The organism is Secundilactobacillus odoratitofui DSM 19909 = JCM 15043 (assembly GCF_001434895.1).
GTDB lineage: Bacteria > Bacillota > Bacilli > Lactobacillales > Lactobacillaceae > Secundilactobacillus > Secundilactobacillus odoratitofui.
The window spans coordinates 57,966-77,284 of sequence record NZ_AZEE01000002.1; the positions used below are offsets into that span (position 1 = coordinate 57,966).

Consider the following 19,319-nt stretch of genomic DNA (forward strand, 5'->3'; position numbering starts at 1 on the left):
TAAGTCGAATTTATTGATTACCTCCAGTGTAACCCGTTCACAAAACAGATGGAACACACCCGAATTACAGTCCATTAACAATTCTGTTACATCGCCTGAAATTATTTTGAAACAATTTGAAAATTTAGCAATCCTCACGTTTTTTCGAATTAATTTGATGACGTTCAAGAATGATACGTATCCGAACGATTCAAGATAATTGTCGCCACGCCGTTTTCCTGTCATAATGGCCGAAAACAACCCGTTACTTATGGAGGGATTATCATGGCAAAAACTGATTTAATTGGCCTGCACCACGTCACCGCGATTACGTCGAGTGCACCCAAGATGTTTGATTTCATGACTAACTTATTGGGCCTGCACCTCATTAAAAAAACCGTTAACCAAGATGACGTCTCCACCTATCACCTGTACTTTACTGATGATATGGGCACAGCTGGTACTGACATCACCTTTTTTGATTTTCCTGGCATTGATCAGGGTAAATTTGGCAAAAATAGCATCTCCCGAATTGGGTTTCGGGTGCCTAATGACGACGCCCTGACTTACTGGGCACAGCGTTTAGCAGACGCCGGTGTTGTGACGGACGCTATTCAAACTCAGTTTGGTGCAAAAGTGTTGCCCTTTTATGATTTTGATCAGCAACGTTACCAGCTCGTTTCTGACGAACATAACGTCGGCCTTGAAGGCGGGACACCCTACCGTCAAAGTCAAGTGCCTGCTGACATGGCAATCAGTGGCTTAGGGCCAACCATCATTACCGTTTCAGAACCAGAACGGCTGGGCCGCCTCTTAGTTGACGTGATGGGCTTTACTGAGCTGGACCATCAAGACGGACAAGTTCTCTATGAACTTCACGAAGGTGGTCATGGCGCCCAGGTCATCGTTGAACGCAGTCTTATTTTACCCGATGGTATCCAGGGCTATGGTACTGTCCATCACATGGCCTTTCGTACCCATGATACTGAAAGCCTTCGTTACTGGATCGAACGGGTGCAAAACGCTGGCCTGCACGATTCCGGTTTCGTTGAACGCTTCTACTTCCAGTCTGAATACTTCCGCGCTGCCCCAGGCGTGTTATTTGAAATTGCGACGGACGGGCCTGGATTCTTGCAAGACGAAACTTACGACGAAGCCGGTGTTCACTTAGAATTACCACCATTTTTGGAAGGCCAACGTGCTGAAATTGAAGCTAACCTGGTGCCGTTTAACTCCGGCGAGGTCACTCATGACTGATATTCATGCAGCTTTTTTCTCTGGCCATACTGAACTTGCCCCCGTTTTAATGCTCCACGGCACTGGTGGTGATGAGAGTGACCTGTTACCGATTGCCACCTTCTTGTTTCCGCAGCATCCAAAACTTGGCATCCGTGGCCGAGTTAGCGAAAACGGCAGCAATCGCTACTTCATGCGTCACACTGACGGGACTTTTGATCTCGACAGTCTGAGTCACGAGACGGACTGGCTACTGGAAGCAATTCAAACAAAAACGACTGAACACCATCTCGACGCCAGCCGACTGATCGTCCTTGGCTTTTCAAATGGCGCCAACGTTGCGGCGTACGCGATGCTGCATAAGACAGTCCCGTTTAAGCGCGCAGTTTTATTACACCCGATGTTGATTGATCCCGCTGAAAGTGTGGCTAACCTAGCTGATACACGGGTGTTTACCAGTTACGGTGACGTTGACCCCATTGTATCCAAAGATAATTTTGATGCACTCACCGCACAATTAACGGCGCAGCAGGCAAGCGTGGAACCATTCAAAAACCACCAATCCCACCATTTAACACAAGCTGAATTGTTGGCTGCCAAGGATTGGTTAACTAAGAATGCCTGAACTATAACGATAATTAAAAAATACGTCCAAGCGCAACTTTTCATTGCTCTTGGGCGTATTTATCATTGTGTTATTTTACGACAACTTCGTCACTCACTAATCCCCACACATCTCGCGCCATCGCCAACTCTTCGTTAGTCGGAATGAGTAAAATTGCGGTCGAACTAGCTTTTGCCTGTAACGGACCCTCTGCACCAATTGTATTCAATTCAGGATCAAGTTGAATGCCGAGCACCGCTAATCGGTCAATAATGGCTGCCCGAATATCGGCGTCTTTTTCACCAATCCCACCGGCAAAAACAAGTGCGTCGGCGCCACCGATTTCTGTATAGTAAGCACCGACCAGTTTTACAACTTGGTTAACAAACATCTCCAATGCTAACTGTGCGCGTCGATTATCCTTAGCAGCTGTGTGTAAGTCCCGCATATCCGACGAAACCCCGGATACACCTAATAAGCCAGATGATGCATTTAGTTCTTGAATCACCACTTCTGGTGTTTCAAGCGACAGTCGTTTCATTAAGTAGGGCACCAAGCTTGGGTCAACGTCACCACTACGCGTCCCCATCATCACACCCGTTACGGGGGTCATTCCCATTGAAGTATCAAATGGTTGACCCTGCTTAACGGCCGTGATGGAAGCACCACTACCAAGGTGCATGGTAATGAGGTTGAGCTCAGATAATGGTCGGTCAAGTTGCTCTGCCGCGCGGGCCGCTAAAAATTGATGCGAAATGCCATGCTCGCCGTAACGCCGAATCTGGTATTTTTTAGTCCATTCATACGGGATACCATAAATTGCGGTCTTTTCTGGTAATCCGTGGAAGTAACTACTATCAAACACCGCGTACTGAGGCACACCAGGGAGCCGTTGTGCTAATAATTCGATACAACGGACTTCCAGCGGATTGTGTAACGGCGCCAGTTCACTGAGACCCTGGAGCTGATTGATTCGACTCGGTGTCAGTTTAATGGCTTCCTTAAAGACGGTGCCACCTGCCACAACACGGTGACCAACCGCCTGAACTTCATCCAGTGTCTTGACGCCACCCACAGTAACCAGTCGTTTTAACACTCGATCAATAGCTGTGATTTCGTCAAGGGTCTCCACAACTTCCTTGGTCTTTTTGCCATTGACCGCTACTTTGACAATTGTGCCTGGTAAGTTCAAACGTTCTACTTGTCCACTTGCAATCACCCGTTCTTTCGGCATGGTCACTAACTGCCATTTCAGTGAGGAGCTGCCGGCGTTAATCAGTAGTATTTTAGTCATGGTGGTTACCTCCGTTTACCTTCATTTTACAGGATACGACCGGCAATTTCGGTAATTTCACGGAAAGGTCACACACCTTTCGAAATAAGCGCATATTTATTGAGATCATTCGTTAAATTAGATAAGATAGAATTGTACACAAGGGATTACTTTGGAGGAGGAGATTTCTTGAAGTTACATCATACTAATCTTTTAACGTTTACGGCCGCCTTAATTGCTTCGGTTAGTCTACCGCTTACAACGCTTGTAACGACAGGCCACGCCGCAACTTTGTCACCGACGACCACAACGCTAAATCAGAACCGTAGTTATTACCGTGCCAACGCGCGTCCGCTGGCACAGCACTATGAACTCGACTACGGCCAACAGACCGCTCTATCTGGTCAAACCACCACCCGCGTGTATCTGGCAAGCAACGATTCACGTCTAAAAACCAGTGTTAAGTTAGCCATGTCTTACTGGAATCAAAAACTGGGGCGCACCGTCTTCATTCAGGGAACCAAAAACAACCATAACCTGGCAGTTACCTTAACGAATAAAAACACCTCAGCAGACGCATGGTGGCGTCCCGGAACACGTCAGATACAATTAGAAAAGGCCGACTATACGCAAAACACGAGTAAAATCAAGCGTAAGATGACAACCCACTTAACCACCAGCGCTGTGAATGCGGCCAATAAACGAATCACCCTGTACAGTCGCTCAATTGCCGGCAGCCCCAACTACGTCTCAAAGTATAACCGTTATCGTCAGACTCAGATCAAGTCCGCCAACACTAAAATTGCCAAACAAAAGCAAACAATCAACCGTCAACGACTTGACCTAAAAGCCCGTAGCTTTAACTATGCCGGTATCATCGCTCATGAAATGGGTCATTCTCTCGGTCTCTTACACTCACAAAACCACACCGACGCCATGTCAGCAACAAGTTCGACCCCCGAAGTTTATAACTACAGCAAGGTTAAGACCAGTAAAACTGGGTATAACCACCTTGATCGAACTGACGTGAACCGGGCGAAGTTAGCATTGAAAGTCCATGACGCCCGCTCGTAACACTTAAATTTTGTTTTCCCCCTTTGAGGCCGAGACGGTTGTCTGGGCCTTTTCATTTCGGCAACAGTTTGTACGCCTCAATCAACTTAAATCAGAAAGTTTTTTTACGGTGAAACCATACTCAATAACCCGAATTACGCCAATACTTATCTATCAATCAGTACTAAAATGCTTCAATATTTCAAGTTGAAATACCCGCACTGCCATGTTAAGATAACTTTGACAAATCAACTTCAATCGTACATATCACCAATCAACACCTATTCACGTTTGGTGAATGCACATAGCGCTATTATTCATTAAAAAGCAGGTCACGCAATTGCGTGACCTGCTTTTTGTATGCTTAGTTTAATTTTTGGGAACGAAATTGCTTAAGGACCATCCGGTAGACCCCTGCAATCAGCATCGGCACGACGAGGCCCAAAAACCATAACGCTGGAATATGATTCAAGATGGACACGTGTGACACCACATCTATCGTTAATTGAACCATGCAGATAATTGGAACGGCAAAGCGGCCAACTGGTAATAACCAATCAAACCAACGTTTTTTCGCCAACCAATAGCAAACAATCCCAATTGCTAACGTCATAAAAAGTGGCACAAAAGCGGCCATGTAAGGTGTCTTGATGTGATGTTCCTTTAAGACCAACTCAAAGTTCAATCCCCATTCGTAGCGACAGTAAACCATAATCCCGTAGATCACCAATCCAGCTGTGGCATAAAACCGACCAAACTGCATTTTATCCCAGTTTTGATAAACATAGTAACCACTAATCATCCAGAGCGTGGTCATCAAGACTAAGTCAGCTCCCCAAGGCATGTACTGGAAATGAAGAAAGCCAATCGTGCCATACATCACACTTAACGCAAACATGGCGAGTGCAATGAACACTTGAATAGCTGGGCTGTCGACCCAACTCACCAGTAGGGTGACGATAAGCACCGTTAGGAGGTACACGGTAAACAGCCACATCAAGGTCAGGTCGCCGTCTAGCGTCTGGCCGCCATACAATAAACGTAAGAAGAAGTAGCCAGTGTAACGCCAGCTATCTTGGTGAATAAAGTGACTAGCGAGCACCAAGAGTGCACCAGAAGCCAAGTATGTTCCCAAAATTGGCACTAGCCGCTGCACCACAAAGTGCCAAAAAGCTGCCCAAGTTCTCGCAATCGGCGTAATTGCCACCCCGCCAATAATAAATAATAGCGGAATATCCCACCAATTTGTCACGATATATAACGTTTCACTCACATGATTAACGCTGATATTCGGGTAAATTGCGTGGTCAAATACAATTGCCATGATTGCCACTGCCCTTACCAGCTGAACCCACTTGGGATTCGACTGCGCTTCACTTCGCGTCATGCACCATTTCTCCTTCTCTTCTCTCAATTGACGACCGTTCATCACAGCAAATCAGCTTGCTCATCCAGTTGATGAACAAGCTGATTGAAGTGACTGCGTCGCCTGCACATCACTAGTTTAATAGAATGCTAATGCCCGTGTCCAATACTTACCGTTAACTAAATAGTAAGTTGACGTTTTGCCATTCAAAACGGATACGCGACGCGCACGTTTGGTAATCTCAACTGACTTAGAACCCAGGTCAGCCGTAGTACCAGCCAATTTAGCTAAATCAGGATCATCAAACACTTTAGTATACATCGTGTACTTCTTAATTGGATTCAGGGTCTTCTCATAAGTTTCGTAAGTAATCTTATCAAACTTCAAAGCGCTGGCACGAATCCAGTACTTACGTGCACTAGTGTTTGAACTGAAGCGAATTCGATACCACTTACCACTATCAGCGGTTGCACGCATATCAACGTAGACAATACCAGACTTCTTCGCCTTTGCCCAACCGTCCTTCTTATTGAAGAGATACCAGCCGGCGTGACCACGAATATGGCTATACAAACCGTATTTCTTGGCAGCGTTGGTGGCTAACTTGGCGTACTGACCGTTATAACCAGACACATAGGTTTCTTTTTTGTTAGTTTTCTTACCACCCTTATACGTCCCAGTCAACTTGCCTTGCAACTTAGCGGTGTTTTTAACATCCGCTGAACCGCTAACTTTCGTGGACTTATTGTTAGTGTTTTTGCTAATGGTAATATCAGAGCTCGACATACCGTTATCCAAAACAAACGGAATGTTACTCTTCGCGCTGGTAATCTTGTTGCCAGTGACTTTAACGCCCGTAATACCGCCACCTTTTGAATTATCAAAGTAGATGTAGCGGTTGTTCGGATCCAGGTTAACGAAGTTGTTGTTGGTAATCTGGATGTTACTCATCTTAACAAGTGCCGAGGTATTAAAGATCCGAATGTAGTTACCCGACCCCAATGCACCCTTGTTTTCGAAAGTATTGTTGCTGATGTATAGGTCAGACACACAGACGAAATGAATGTTAGCCCCGTCATCATCTAATAGCGGTTTAGCATCTTGCACGTAATTATTAGTGAAGTGAATGTCGTGAATAATACCACCGGCACCCTTACCATAAACTACGTGTTGCCCAATTGGGTTAGGCGCAAATGACTTCACCGAACCTGAAGCACTTGAAAGCGGAATGAACTTATTGCCATCCACGGTCACATCATAGGATGGCAGGTTATCGTACTTGTCACCGGATTGGTGGTACGACATTGCTTTAGTGTTTGAGTAGTCAACTTGGATGGCTTCTTTGTAATCAAAATCCGTGTTGGCGTTAAACCCAGTGAAGGTTGAGTCCTTAATATTAACATTGTGACTACCATCGATATCAATGTAATGGCCAGTTGGTGACTCGGCGTTATCAAAGGTACACCCGTTAAAGTTGACGTTCTTAGCGTGGTGAATCGACTGAACGAACACACTTTGACCATCGGTTTTGTTGTAATCGCCCTTGAAAGTGGCGTTATTCCAAGTGACGTTGCTAATTCCACCATCGTAGCCAGCCTTAGGACTTGGGTACACAAATGGCATGCGGTCACCATTTTTAATCTGGAAAACTGCGCCATCATCAAAATCAAACGTGATATTTGAATGTAATACAATTGCTTTTAATTGATCGTTCGTAAATAAATAAGTGCCCTTTGGTACGTGAATTGTCACGTTATCATCAGCGCTGAACGCATTAATAATGCGCTGTAAAATGGGTGCATTATCCGTTTTACTGTCTGCAACCATCCCCTGATTTTTTGCATTCACAGTTTTTGCAGCATGTGCCACAACTGCTTGATTCATCTGGCTGTTACTAGTTCCAAACTGCGTCAGTCCCACGCCGACTACGGTCCCCAAAGCTAGTAAGCCAAGCATGATCCGACTTGGTTTGCCCATATCTATCCATCCTCTCCAAATAGAACACAAAATAATGTCTGTACCCATTGTACCAAAAGTGAACGCCTGCGGAATTTTTTAACGGACTGGTGCTCAAAATTTAATCGGAATGTCATATTGTTGTCAGGATGTGACATTTGCGTCGGTGAAACTGATTTTGTGCCAAGTAAACGGATTTGGCTCTTCGCGCCCACTGCACTTCGGTTATTCGCCCGTTCCTGCTGCTGTGGGACCAGTTTCAGCCACATTGTGGCTTACACTTCGGTTTTGAGCCTCACAAACCCCGTGAGGCTCAAAACCGTCCAGACCTTCTAACCGCCAGAGACGCTAAGAAGGTCTTGTCACTGCTGCTGGAACGGGCTGATAACCTCCGTTTCGTTGTATTGAAATTGATTTAAATAAGGTAATTTAATCTAAATAAAACTAGCTTACATGTCGCAATATTAAAATCCCAAACTACTGCTTATGATGAATCAATCCGCTCTCTTCCAAGCCGATTCAATAACGTGTCACATTAAAATGCATACAGTGCCTATTGTAATATAGGCAAAACGGTAACCTTTACATGAATCGTTATCTGCCATTATCAAAACCTGTATCACATATTACGAACCCCTTGCACCTATTAAATAATAGGCACTATCTAAAATCTCACATGACTCTGAAACCTTTCTCCCGAATGATTTCATCATCCACTACACATAAGCGGTAACGTAGTCAGTGAACTTGAATTGCCGTTGCAGTGGCTAGTTCCGAGTTGGCGCTTCACGTTTACTTGGACTGGCGATTCCGAAACTCGCTCTTTAAGCTCAGAATCGAAGTGTAAAACGCCTCAGCGGTTGAAGCTGGTCCCACAGACACGGCAGTCCAAGCTCACTGACTGCCGAAAGTAAATTCGTGTACAAATTAAAAACACTGCCGAGTATAACTACGACAGTGTTTTTAATTTAATTCGATAATTAGAATACTTCTTTATCAGTATAATGTTGCTGTAGCTCATCAAAGTCGTAAGTTGAAAGTGACTTGATTGCATCGTCACCGTTGAAGAATGCCGTGTATGACTGTGCCAGCATTAAGTTGAGCTTCTTGCTTTCGTCGAATTGAACGATCACAACCGGCACGCCAGCCTGCCATGCAGCACCAATTTCAAAAATCGTGCCTGAATCAGGTTCGTTTTCCTTGGTCTCTTCGTATTGATAATCCAAAATTGCCACAACAGCGTCGGCCTTGCGCACCTGACGCACGTCGCTATTAAACGTGGCCACTTGCCACTTAAAGCTCCCAAATTCTAAGTCTTCATGCTGGTGTTCAGACGGAATGAAGATGCCATTTTCAGCAACTGTTTTGTTTGACCGCAATAAACTCACAACCTTGTTCACACGGTCGTTTTGACCGTCACTAAAAAATGGTGCAGCGAGGTAAATATTATTCATAAGTTTGGGACGCTCCTTATATTTGATACTAATAGAATACCATACAATACATTTAATTTACGCGTTTTCATTCGTATTTAATCAGTTATTCATGAAACACCCAGTCTAATTAACCGCCACATTGCCTCAAAACGGTCCTGATAGTCATCCTGCTGCCAGGTTTCCTTAAAGTTTGGCAGCATAAAAATCGAAAAAGCAGCTAGAATCGTTTCTGCGCGCTGGTAGTTGGCATCATGATACTGCATCAAATCATCCACTTGCTGGTACGCTGGCAGCAATACGCGTCTGAGTACGATTGGATTGCTATCAACATAGCGAGTGTTTAACGCAAACATCTCAGGATCAGCTTCATAAGCAGACTTTTTGGCATTGACGAGTGCCCAAAGCCAGTCATGAAGTGTTGTGACTGGTTTTGAATCATTGGTGTTCATTTTAACTGAAATTTGCTGCAAAATATGGGTCTGAAACCAATCAGCAGCCACAGCTTCCCATAAAGCCTGTTTGCTACTAAAGTGCTTGTAGAGTGCACCATGCGTGATTCCCAAAGTTTCAGCAATCACACTTAACGAAATATCCGTCCGCCCAGTTTGTTGAATTAATGCACTTGCCGTTTCAACGATTTTAGCTTGTGTCAACTTTGCCACTTCAATTCACCTCACTTATTTTCCAAAATAAGCGTATCATATTTTAAATTAAGTAACAATTATTGACTTTTGTTACTTTGAGGTTTAAACTTTTAAGTAACAAAATCGTAAAAATGTTACTTACGCTCACAATGGAGGACCAAAATGAAAGCCGCACAACTTACAAAATACGCAAAAAACTATCAACTAGAACTAAATGAAATCGATGTACCCACAATTAACGATACTGAAGTCCTGATTAAAGTCAAAGAAGCAGCCGTAAATCCACTTGATGCACTCATTGGCACCGGTAGTTTACGGTTAATGCATCATTACCAGCTTCCTCAAACTATGGGTAACGAGCTGACTGGCGAAATTGTTCAGCTAGGACGTTCTGTAACGCAGTTTAACCTGGGTGATTCCGTCTACACCCGACTTCCCTTTCATCAAATTGGTGCATTCGCCCAATACGTCGCGGTTGATGCGAGTGCCATTGCGCCTTTGCCAAGTAATCTTGATTTCAAAACTGGCGCCGCTGCCGCTCTAACCGGTTTAACCGCCTATCAGGGATTGCACGAAATTTTAGCGGCCAAATCTGGTCAAACCTTATTCATTCCAGGTGGCTCAGGCTCATTTGGTCAAATGGCGATTCCAATTGCAAAGGCGCTTGGTCTGACGGTTATTGTCAGTGGTAACGCTCAAGCAAAAGAACGAACTCTCGCTGCTGGTGCAGACCAATACTTCGACTATCACACTCAAAACTACTGGGAATTACTGTCTGACGTTGATTTAGTGATCGATACCCTCGGACCTGCCGAACTCGAACATGAACTTTCAATTATTAAACCAGGTGGGCAGCTACTATCTTTGATCATGGGACCAAACGGTGCCTTCGCACGTGCACAACATATGCCACTCTTGCAACGAATCTTGTTTGGCTTAAACGGCCGTAAACTAGATCAACAAGCCAAAAAGGCCGGCGTCACTTACCACTTCATCTTCGTTAGAAGTGATGGCCAGCAACTCCGGGCTATTTCTAAATTAATTGAAGCAAACAACATTGTGCCTGCAGTTGATTCAAAATCGTTTGATCTGACTGAAGTTAACGAAGCACAAGCTTACCTAGCTAACGGCCATCCACGTGGAAAGGTCCTGATTCACTTCGATGATACCGTTTCAGATTAATTCGCCGTTACCGATGTTGAAAAATCCACTGGCTAAACGTTTCGTCATTCTCATCACGGCGCAACAACCAGTCACGAAGCACCGCACTATCATCATCAGTTTGCTGATTCAAGTAAGTTACAAGTCCAAGCCAATCTCCATCAGCCAACTCGGTAACCGCCGTGTGATGGTTCGGCAACCAGTCCAATAAAGCAACCGGGACGTTTGTCACCTGCCCCTGGTCATCTTCTACCGCAATGATCAAATGCGGTGGCAAGACAAAGTCAGTATCATCTGGTACGTGATCAATCGTTGCCATCTGAGTGGGTAACTGCGCTAGTAACCGAGCGCTCATCTCGATTAAGGTTGTCTTCAAGTCTACTGTTTCGGAAGTTAACATCGCTGCAAATACGCCAATGCTGTCGTATCCGGCCAAAGCTAAAACTTCCATCAGAGGCAATAACTGACCTTCTGTTTGATTTAGCTGCATCAAATAGCCACCTAATAATTGAAAAGCGACCGGTCGAACATCCGCGTCAGTAAATGCTGCTAATACATCTGCTGGCGTCACCGTTCGATTCGCATAACGGTTCAAGTTATGGTGATTTAACGTCGCATTGTCAATAAAGTGATACAGACCCGTTTCGTTACGACCGACTGGTGCAATTAAGCTAGCAAATGGTGGCTGGCCCTCAACATTGACCCAAACATAACTCTGATTAAGCTGATCAATTAGCGGTGCACTCAGTTTAATCGTGGCTAATTCTGCTGGTAGCGGTCGTGCTTGTTCATCTTCTCGTAGCATACCCCTGCTCCTATCTAATCATGATTGACACTATCTTATGTAATCTACCGGTAAATAGCAATTAATGCGCTTTATGGGTATACTCACCACTTTCCAAGAATCTCAGTCAACACGAAAAGAACCGTCAAAGACAAATTGTCCTCGACGGTTCTTTTTTTGCACGCGACCGGCAAAATCACGTACCAACAAGTATTTAGCACCTTTATACTAGCGGATTTTAACGGGTGGTGCAATTAAAATATAATTAGAATTCATCAGATGATGAAATGGAACAGATTTGTCAAAATTAACGTTATTTTCACACACTTATAAATCAGTATTAAGTGCAAATACGCTATAATATCGAAATTAATTTGTGAAAAGACGTTGACAGATTTTCAAGCTAGTGTTTAAATAACACCATACTCATATTTTAATCATATTCTAATTTTTATCACATAGTTATTATACAAAGCGAGGTCATACATATGGGAAATACAGCAGAAGCAACTGACACCGAGAAAATGTCAGTTATGGATTACGTCTATAAGGTTTCAGCCGGTGTTTCAAACGCCGTCTTGGTTATGTTGGGGATTGGGTTGTTAACACAATCCATTGCCAACTTCGTCCACTGGGGCGCTTTATACCAGGTCGGATCAATTGCACAATGGTTACTTGCACCAGCCTTTGGGGCAGCCATTGCATCTCAAATGAAAGTTAACACCTTGGTTCTCTTCAGTGCCATGATTTCATCCACTGTTGGTGCCAACGCGGTTTACTTCACCGGCGCTTCAATGCACGCCGCTACCGCAACCGGTAACCAGATGGTCGAAGCCGCTCAATCAGGGATTTTCACCACTGGTCAACCAATTAGTGCCGTTGCCGCTGGTTTAGTTGCTGTTCTTGTCGGTAAGTATTTAACGGGTAAGACACCACTTGATATGATGCTTGTGCCATTAGCTGCTACCTTGGTTGGTTCAATTGCCGGCTTAGGGCTTGCGAGTGTTACGACTCCTGCCTTGAACTGGATGAGTGCTTTCATCGCCCAATCAATGCAAGTTAACCCAGTAATCGGCTCAATCTGTGTCTCACTTGCTTGGTCACTATTCTTGATGACGCCGGCTTCATCAGCTGCCTTGTCAGTGGCCGTTATGTTGTCACCACTTGCAGCCGGTGCTGCACTAGTTGGTACCACTGCACAATTCGTTGGGTTCACCGCTATCTCATGGCGTCAAAACAAGATTGGGGCTAACATCGCCCAAGGGATCATCACGCCTAAGGTTCAATTCCCTAATCTGTTGAAGAATCCACGATTGGCAATTCCTTCATTTGTTGCAGCTGGCGTTTGTGCCCCAATCGCTACGATCTTCTTCGGCTTTAAAGTTTCTTACACCCTTGGTGGCTTGGGCTTGAACTCACTGATTGCCCCAATTAACTTGGCTTCAAGCAGCATGCCAATGTTCATCGCCTACATGTTGATGGCCGTATTGGCGCCAGCTGTTATCTCATTGTTGGTATACCGTGTCTTGCTTGCCTTCAACTGGGTTGCCGACGAACAACTTCACTTGGAAATTGTTTAAACTGATTTACTTTTCATGAGTAACATTTCTTTTAGATTTCACACAAACTTGCGATTTAACTGCAGCTTACCCTTTGAGGTAAGCTGCTTTTTTGATGGCACTTTGTGGTAAACTTGCCGCCTCCGGCAGCTGAGCGTTTTGGCCCGTTGCTGTGGGACCGGCTTCAGCCGAGTACCTCGTCTTCCGCCTCGACGTAGAGCCTCGCAAACCCACGAGTCTCTACGTCGTCCAGACCTTGTAACCGCCAGAGGCGCCAACAAGGTCTTGTCACTGCTACGGGCCAAAACGCCCAGCTACGCTACGGCTCACATTGTGCATGAAAGAAGCAATCAAGTTAGCAAACCATCTCATACAAATTGATACTTTTACCATCAAAATTTTGGTCAAAAATCATCACCCAATCTCAAAATCAAGGCCATGTTACTTTCTTTAAAAATAACTACCGAAACTAAAAACGCTTCAATTGCATTACATAAGCCGTAGCGCCACCGGTGTCATTGGTTGGTAGCAGTGACTAGTCCTCAGTTAGCGTCTTTAGCGCTTACTGAGACTGGACGTTTTTGAGACTTGTGGGCTTGCAAGGCTCAGGAACGAGGTGTAAAACGCAAAGCGTTTGAAGCCGGTCCCACAGCTACCAACCAATGACACCGGTGGCCGGAGGCACCAACCACAATCCTTTTTTTGGCACTTATTTTGAAAGTGTTCGAGCCTTTATGTATTAAAAAGCTGTCACCGTAATCCAGTGACAGCTCAAACTTAATTTCAATTAATGCTTAATGGAACTGCATCCCACCATCGACTTCAATGGTTTGGCCAGTGATATAATCCGAATCTGGCCCTGCTAAGAATGATACGGCTGCAGCCACGTCTTCTGGTTCTGAAAGACGCTTCAATGCGATATCCTTAGCAAAGGTTTGCATGCCCCAATCATCGTCTTTACCGGCGTTTTGGCCAACTTGGTGAGCAATATCAAACATCATTGGTGTCTTCACGATACCAGGTGCGTATGCGTTAACCGTGATGTTTTCTTCCGCTAAGTCACGCGCAACAACTTGGGTGATACCACGAACGGCAAACTTAGTGCCACTGTATAGTGCCAAGTTCGGGTTACCCACGACACCAGCTTGAGAGGTCGCGTTAATAATTTTGCCGCCCTTGCCACCATTCTTCTTAAATTGTTCATGTGCGGCCTGAATACCCCAAATATCACCAGCAACGTTTACATGATAAACTTTATCAAATTGTTCAGGTGTAATGGTATCGATTGGTGTTGTTGGACCTAAGCCAGCGTTGTTAACGAGCACGTCAAAGCCACCTAATGTCTCTGCAGCTTCGCCAACTGCTCGGAAGAAGTCGTCACGATCGGCAACATCAACTTTAATACCAATGGCTTTGCCACCAGCATCATTGATTTCTTTTGCAACTTCATCAGCGGTGGTGATGTTTAAATCAGCGACGGCAACGGTGAAACCATCGTTAGATAATCGCTTAACGATTGCCTTACCAATTCCTTGCGCGCCACCCGTTACAAATGCAACTTTACCGTTCAATTCAACCATATAAAACGCCTCCAATATAGATAATGACTTCACAACACAACTACCATATCATGAATCACTAGTATTTGAAAGCGTTTACATCTTAATCTATAAAAGAAGAGACATTATTGATAGAATGTCCCTTCTATATAGATTAAGCGTCTTCTTCAACGCGCGTTTTTAACGATGTGTTATTCAATAAAACGTTTAAGATCACAGCTGCAAAGCTACCGACAACCATCCCATTACTCAAGATAGTTTGAACTTCGGCTGGTAAGAATTGGAATAAGGCAGGCTGGGTCGTAACACCCAGACCAAGCCCAACTGAAACGGCGATGATTAACAAGTTCTTATTGTTCAGTTCAACTTTCATCAACATTTTAACGCCTTGGGCACCCACCATACCAAACATGATCAGCATTGCGCCGCCCAAAACAGCTGAAGGAATCAAAGTCGCGATTGCACCGAACTTTGGAATCAAACCTAGAATAATCAACAGAAAGGCTGAGTAATAAACAGGACGCAGTTTCTTGATTCCTGATAACTGTACGATCCCCACGTTTTGTGAGAAAGTTGAGTATGGAAAGGTATTAAAAATCCCACCCAAAATGGCAGCCAGGCCTTCTGAACGGTAACCATGCTTCAGGTCCTTAGTATCAAGGTCACGACCAGTTATTTCAGCTAAGGCGAAGTAGACACCGGTTGATTCGATCATACACGTGATGGCAGCTAATATCATGGTTGCAATCGATGACCATTCAAACTTGGGCACTCCAAAGTAAAATGGTTGTGGTAATTGAATCCAGTGAGCAGCACTGACTGATGAAAAGCCAACCTTACCTAAGGCAATTGCAAGCAACGTACCGACCAAAATACCAATCAGAATCGCAATTTGTTTAAAGAACCCACGACCCCAGATATTGATCACAATGATCACCAGTGCGGTGGTAAACCCAAGAATTAAGTTAATTGGAGTACCAAAGCTCTTAGCCGTCGCATCGCCACCACCTAGGTTTTGAAAGGCAACTGGGATCAATGTGAACCCAATCAACGTAATTAATGAGCCCGTTACAACAGGTGGAAAAAAGCGCCGTAAGTTGGCAAAGGGACCGGCAATCAAGATAATAAAGATACCAGCGGCAATAATACCACCGTACATATACGGCCAACCGAAGTGGTTCCCAATGCTTTGCAATGGTGCCACGTACTCAACGGCACACCCTAAAACTACGGGCAACCCAATCCCAGTTAACGGGGTCCGCTTCAACTGAAGCAAGGTTGCGACACCACACATGAAGATATCCATTGAAACCAGATACGTCATTTGAGCTGCGGTAAAGTGAAGTGCACCACCAATTAACAGTGGCACTAAGATATCGCCAGAATACATGGCTAATAAATGCTGAAACCCTAAAACTAAATTCTTTAACACAGAACGATCATTATTTGCTGTTTCCAAGTCCCACGACCCCTTATTCGGATTTATTGATTACTACAATTATCTTAGCATTAAAAAACGGGTGTTTCAAATTAAAAATGAACAATAAACAATCGAATCTCTTAATCGTTCGTATTTAATGGCAGATTCTAATAGCCATTTACTTATCAGCGAAAACTAATGATTAATCTGATACAACTTTCATTGTCAGATTGCATTACCCTGTGTCCTCGCCTACAAGTGTACGATCGTTGTGCCTCACGAACGTTTACTAACTAATTTTGCCCTCAACACCACCTTAAAGTTTTTTTATCTTTTACCGTATCGCCAAATTGAGATTGTGGCAATAACTAATTTTGATGTAACCGCTTTTAATTTTTGTATGACTGATTTCTTTGTTTTGAGACGGCCAATACCACCCATTATTCCGGTCCATTATCGACTTAAGCTGTACCAAATAAAAAAGCACCGCTCCCAGTTCATCCGAACCAGTGCGGTGCCACTCATCTAACTGATTAAATTTTACTCACCCAATCGGCGCTGCTTTCGTCGGTAACGATATACAATACCAGCAATTAGTGCCACCAACACAACGATGATTAATAAAACAGTGCTAGCTTGCTCAAACCACGCTAAGACATCTGTCCAGTGATTACCCGCCAGGCAACCTGCGTTAATCAAAACCGTGTTCCAAATCATCGTGCCTAAAGTTGACAGGCCAATAAAAAGCCAGATTGGAAAACGGGTCATACCAGCTGGAATCGAAATAAGGCTTCGAACGACCGGTACAAACCGACCGTACAAAATAGCTTTCCCACCATGACGGTGAAAGAAATTACTGGCTTTTTGAACGTCCTTTGGTTTCAATCGAAGCAGTCGTCCTGTGCGCGTTTCCAAAAACCGGCTTAGACGTTCCACCGTCATTAACCGGCCAAAACCATACAGTAGAACCGCACCCAGTACCGAGCCAACCGTTGAGGCAACAATTGCACCCCAAACACTTAAACCGGTTGTTAAGGTTAAAAAGCCGGTGAAGGTTAGAATCACTTCGGAAGGAATCGGCGGAAAGATGTTTTCAAGCGCAATTAAAAACACAATCGCTAAGTAGCCATAGTGGTTAATTAAAGTCACGATGGTCTCAGTTGACATATGATCTCCTTTTCGGTCATAAGTTGTATCGCATAATTGATTACCTCTATCATATCGAAAGGTAGTTCCCACGGTCAACTCTCGCCAACGTTGCTAAGAGATTCTTAAAGATTATGGCTGTAGTTCAAGCACTGGTAACAATTCAGACGGGTTGTCCAACATACGCAGGCGAATCATGCCTGGCAACGCGCTTAGTGCCTGTTGCAGTTCAGTACGTTGGTTAATTGTCAGATGGTGTTCAATCAAATTCGTATTCACAATCGTGTAACCAACAGTATCCCGGGTATTTGACATCATCTCTAAAATCGGCAAACCAAACTGGTTTAACACCGCAGTCACATCAGCCCAAAAAGTTGGTCGATCTTCATAGAAAAAGGTTAGACGTTGCGGACTGGTAAACGGTAAATCGGCGGTGGGAAAATTAACCGACGACCGAATCGTACCCGCTTCCAGAAAATCCCGGGTGTTTTGCAGCGTAATATTCGCACTGTTGGACAAGGCTTCAATCGTGTTACCGCCAAGGTGTGGCAAAATAGTAACGGCAGAATTGTGTTGCAGGTCACGGTGTGGAAAATCAGTGACGTAATGGTGAAATTGTCCCTGTTTTAGCGCGGTTAACAGTGCATCCTGATCAACGAGTTCACCGCGACCAAAGTTTAACAGCGTCGCATTTTCGCGCATTTCACGAAATTGTTTTGCGGCCATAATATGCCGCGTACCGTCACTCAGTGGTAATAGTAACACCACAAAATCGGCCAATTGTAGTACCTCTTCAATCGTCTCAAGCTGTTGGACGTGTTGGAGGTTTTTAGGACTACGATTATAACCAATCACTTGCATCCCTAAGTGATAGCAACTGTTCGCTAACCGCTGACCAATTGCACCCAGCCCAATGATGCCGACCGTTTTACCATACAGTTCACCACCAACAAACTGGTGCCGAGTCGCCTCTGCTTTTGCTTGAAGCTGATCGCCGCTCAACTCAGCTGTGGCATCGATGGCTGCCTGTAAAGGCCGAACGCTGGCAAATAGTGACTGTAAAACCAATTCCTTCACGGCATTCGCATTCGCCCCAGGTGTATTAAAAACAGCCGTGCCATTCTTGGTACAAGCGTCAATGTTGATTGTATTAGTGCCGATTCCTGACCTGGCAACCAACAAGAGGTGGTTCGTGATCAGGCTGTCCGGCACGACAGAACTACGGACGAGTACCGCATCTGGTGCAGTCGTTTCTTTGAGCTGAAAAGTATCGGTGAATTCGGTGACATCAAAGTCATCAATTGCATTGATTTGATACATAATTTATCCTCCAAAGTGAAAATTCGGGTATAATAACGCCACTTCGAAAAAGGATGTGACGCGTATGCACATTGATTATGTGAAACTCTCCAAGGATCAACCTACCATTGGTGCTGGGAGTCAAATTAAAGATACCACTTTTGGACACTATGTTGAGATTGGCAGCCAAAATTTTATTGATAATAGCACAATTGATGACTACACGTACACTGGTCAGTTCGGGTTTATCCAAAATAGTGAACTCAAAAAATTCATTAGCATGGCGGCCATGGTCCGTATTGGCCCCACCAATCATCCCTTCAACCGACCAGCACAGCATATTTTTGCGTATAACGGGATTGGCTATGGCTTCGACCAACCAGACACCGAGTTTCTAAAAGCGCGTCGTGAGCTCAAAACCGTAATTGGCAACGATGTTTGGTTGGGCCATGACGTCGTCGTTCAGGCCGGGATTAAAGTGGGTGATGGTGCCGTAATTGGGGCGGGCGCGGTTGTCACCAAAGATGTCGAACCCTACACCATCATCGGCGGTGTCCCTGGTCGACCGATCAAGGACCGCTTTCCAGACGAAATTAAAACTGACTTGCTGAAAATTGCTTGGTGGGATTGGTCGCGTGAGCAACTAGAGCGTAATTACCTTGATTTCCGGTTACCAATCCGTGAGTTTGTGGCAAAACATCTGGACAATCTTGATTCGAAAGGTACGAATACGAGATAGCTTCTTGCTACCACTACTCAAGGAGACATCATATTAATCGGTAAAAATTATAGTATCAGAAAACAATTTTAACGGGTAATTGTAGTCACTGCATTTTAAAACTAT

The 19,319-nt window shown here is 44.6% G+C and carries 16 protein-coding genes; 6 read left to right on the forward strand and 10 right to left on the reverse strand.

All coding sequences use genetic code 11. From position 1 onward, the window contains the following. Window positions 1-264: 264 nt before the first annotated feature. Together FD04_RS00760 and FD04_RS00765 are read left to right on the forward strand one after the other, a co-directional pair. Window positions 265-1,236, forward strand: coding sequence for a ring-cleaving dioxygenase (locus FD04_RS00760; protein ID WP_056946334.1), 972 nt, complete (start codon window positions 265-267; stop codon window positions 1,234-1,236). Beyond that, window positions 1,229-1,840, forward strand: coding sequence for an alpha/beta hydrolase (locus FD04_RS00765; RefSeq protein WP_056946335.1), 612 nt, complete (start codon window positions 1,229-1,231; stop codon window positions 1,838-1,840). The genes FD04_RS00760 and FD04_RS00765 overlap by 8 nt, the downstream gene beginning before the upstream one ends. Before the next feature lie 70 nt (window positions 1,841-1,910). Here the strand turns inward: FD04_RS00765 and FD04_RS00770 are convergent, their stop codons facing one another. Beyond that, complete coding sequence (locus tag FD04_RS00770; protein WP_054702692.1) at window positions 1,911-3,113, reverse strand: acetate/propionate family kinase; 1,203 nt, start codon at window positions 3,111-3,113, stop codon at window positions 1,911-1,913. A 168-nt stretch (window positions 3,114-3,281) separates the two neighbouring features. Between FD04_RS00770 and FD04_RS00775 the strand changes: the two genes are divergently transcribed. Next, the gene (locus FD04_RS00775; protein ID WP_054702689.1) at window positions 3,282-4,166 is read left to right on the forward strand and encodes a matrixin family metalloprotease; all 885 of its coding nucleotides are present in this window, start codon (window positions 3,282-3,284) and stop codon (window positions 4,164-4,166) included. A 343-nt stretch (window positions 4,167-4,509) separates the two neighbouring features. On the opposite strand, the gene FD04_RS00780 is transcribed toward FD04_RS00775, so the two are convergent. From FD04_RS00780 to FD04_RS00800, 4 genes are all read right to left on the reverse strand, one after another. Then, window positions 4,510-5,532 carry an acyltransferase family protein gene (locus tag FD04_RS00780; protein ID WP_056946336.1) on the reverse strand — a complete coding sequence of 341 codons (1,023 nt, stop codon included), beginning with the start codon at window positions 5,530-5,532 and terminating at the stop codon, window positions 4,510-4,512. Window positions 5,533-5,649: 117 nt separating this feature from the next. Next, window positions 5,650-7,488 (reverse strand): glycoside hydrolase family protein, encoded by a 1,839-nt coding sequence (locus FD04_RS00785; RefSeq protein ID WP_056946337.1) that lies wholly within the window; start codon window positions 7,486-7,488, stop codon window positions 5,650-5,652. Window positions 7,489-8,447: 959 nt separating this feature from the next. Continuing rightward, window positions 8,448-8,921, reverse strand: coding sequence for a nucleoside 2-deoxyribosyltransferase (locus tag FD04_RS00795; protein ID WP_056946339.1), 474 nt, complete (start codon window positions 8,919-8,921; stop codon window positions 8,448-8,450). A gap of 89 nt (window positions 8,922-9,010) precedes the next feature. After that, window positions 9,011-9,565, reverse strand: coding sequence for a TetR/AcrR family transcriptional regulator (locus FD04_RS00800; RefSeq protein WP_056946340.1), 555 nt, complete (start codon window positions 9,563-9,565; stop codon window positions 9,011-9,013). 144 nt (window positions 9,566-9,709) lie between these two features. On the opposite strand from FD04_RS00800, the gene FD04_RS00805 reads away from it, so the two are divergent. Then, the gene (locus FD04_RS00805; protein WP_056946342.1) at window positions 9,710-10,729 is read left to right on the forward strand and encodes an NADP-dependent oxidoreductase; all 1,020 of its coding nucleotides are present in this window, start codon (window positions 9,710-9,712) and stop codon (window positions 10,727-10,729) included. Window positions 10,730-10,736: 7 nt separating this feature from the next. Here the strand turns inward: FD04_RS00805 and FD04_RS00810 are convergent, their stop codons facing one another. Beyond that, window positions 10,737-11,513: a hypothetical protein gene (locus tag FD04_RS00810; protein WP_054702673.1), complete on the reverse strand. Its 777-nt coding sequence runs from the start codon at window positions 11,511-11,513 to the stop codon at window positions 10,737-10,739. 467 nt (window positions 11,514-11,980) lie between these two features. Here FD04_RS00810 and FD04_RS00815 point away from each other — a divergent pair, with 467 nt between their 5' ends. Continuing rightward, window positions 11,981-13,072, forward strand: coding sequence for a PTS sugar transporter subunit IIC (locus FD04_RS00815; RefSeq protein ID WP_054702671.1), 1,092 nt, complete (start codon window positions 11,981-11,983; stop codon window positions 13,070-13,072). 773 nt (window positions 13,073-13,845) lie between these two features. Here FD04_RS00815 and FD04_RS00820 read toward each other — a convergent pair. The 4 genes from FD04_RS00820 to FD04_RS00835 form a co-directional block, all read right to left on the reverse strand. Beyond that, window positions 13,846-14,631, reverse strand: a complete 786-nt coding sequence (locus tag FD04_RS00820) for a (S)-acetoin forming diacetyl reductase (protein WP_054702668.1) — start codon at window positions 14,629-14,631, stop codon at window positions 13,846-13,848. A gap of 133 nt (window positions 14,632-14,764) precedes the next feature. Then, window positions 14,765-16,069: a nucleobase:cation symporter-2 family protein gene (locus tag FD04_RS00825; protein ID WP_056946343.1), complete on the reverse strand. Its 1,305-nt coding sequence runs from the start codon at window positions 16,067-16,069 to the stop codon at window positions 14,765-14,767. A 501-nt stretch (window positions 16,070-16,570) separates the two neighbouring features. Continuing rightward, window positions 16,571-17,197, reverse strand: coding sequence for a DedA family protein (locus tag FD04_RS00830; RefSeq protein WP_054702665.1), 627 nt, complete (start codon window positions 17,195-17,197; stop codon window positions 16,571-16,573). 111 nt (window positions 17,198-17,308) lie between these two features. Then, window positions 17,309-18,496, reverse strand: a complete 1,188-nt coding sequence (locus FD04_RS00835) for an NAD(P)-dependent oxidoreductase (protein ID WP_054702662.1) — start codon at window positions 18,494-18,496, stop codon at window positions 17,309-17,311. Between the two features lie 64 nt (window positions 18,497-18,560). Between FD04_RS00835 and FD04_RS00840 the strand changes: the two genes are divergently transcribed. After that, window positions 18,561-19,214, forward strand: coding sequence for a DapH/DapD/GlmU-related protein (locus FD04_RS00840; protein WP_056946344.1), 654 nt, complete (start codon window positions 18,561-18,563; stop codon window positions 19,212-19,214). Window positions 19,215-19,319: the final 105 nt, after the last annotated feature.

Bases quoted from the DNA above. Each gene is read 5' to 3' on its own strand.
- FD04_RS00760 (WP_056946334.1), top strand. From the start codon at position 265: ATGGCAAAAACTGATTTAATTGGCCTGCACCACGTCACCGCGATTACG.
- FD04_RS00765 (WP_056946335.1), top strand. From the start codon at position 1,229: ATGACTGATATTCATGCAGCTTTTTTCTCTGGCCATACTGAACTTGCC.
- FD04_RS00770 (WP_054702692.1), bottom strand. From the start codon at position 3,113: ATGACTAAAATACTACTGATTAACGCCGGCAGCTCCTCACTGAAATGG.
- FD04_RS00780 (WP_056946336.1), bottom strand. From the start codon at position 5,532: ATGACGCGAAGTGAAGCGCAGTCGAATCCCAAGTGGGTTCAGCTGGTA.
- FD04_RS00785 (WP_056946337.1), bottom strand. From the start codon at position 7,488: ATGGGCAAACCAAGTCGGATCATGCTTGGCTTACTAGCTTTGGGGACC.
- FD04_RS00795 (WP_056946339.1), bottom strand. From the start codon at position 8,921: ATGAATAATATTTACCTCGCTGCACCATTTTTTAGTGACGGTCAAAAC.
- FD04_RS00805 (WP_056946342.1), top strand. From the start codon at position 9,710: ATGAAAGCCGCACAACTTACAAAATACGCAAAAAACTATCAACTAGAA.
- FD04_RS00810 (WP_054702673.1), bottom strand. From the start codon at position 11,513: ATGCTACGAGAAGATGAACAAGCACGACCGCTACCAGCAGAATTAGCC.
- FD04_RS00815 (WP_054702671.1), top strand. From the start codon at position 11,981: ATGGGAAATACAGCAGAAGCAACTGACACCGAGAAAATGTCAGTTATG.
- FD04_RS00820 (WP_054702668.1), bottom strand. From the start codon at position 14,631: ATGGTTGAATTGAACGGTAAAGTTGCATTTGTAACGGGTGGCGCGCAA.
- FD04_RS00830 (WP_054702665.1), bottom strand. From the start codon at position 17,197: ATGTCAACTGAGACCATCGTGACTTTAATTAACCACTATGGCTACTTA.
- FD04_RS00835 (WP_054702662.1), bottom strand. From the start codon at position 18,496: ATGTATCAAATCAATGCAATTGATGACTTTGATGTCACCGAATTCACC.
- FD04_RS00840 (WP_056946344.1), top strand. From the start codon at position 18,561: ATGCACATTGATTATGTGAAACTCTCCAAGGATCAACCTACCATTGGT.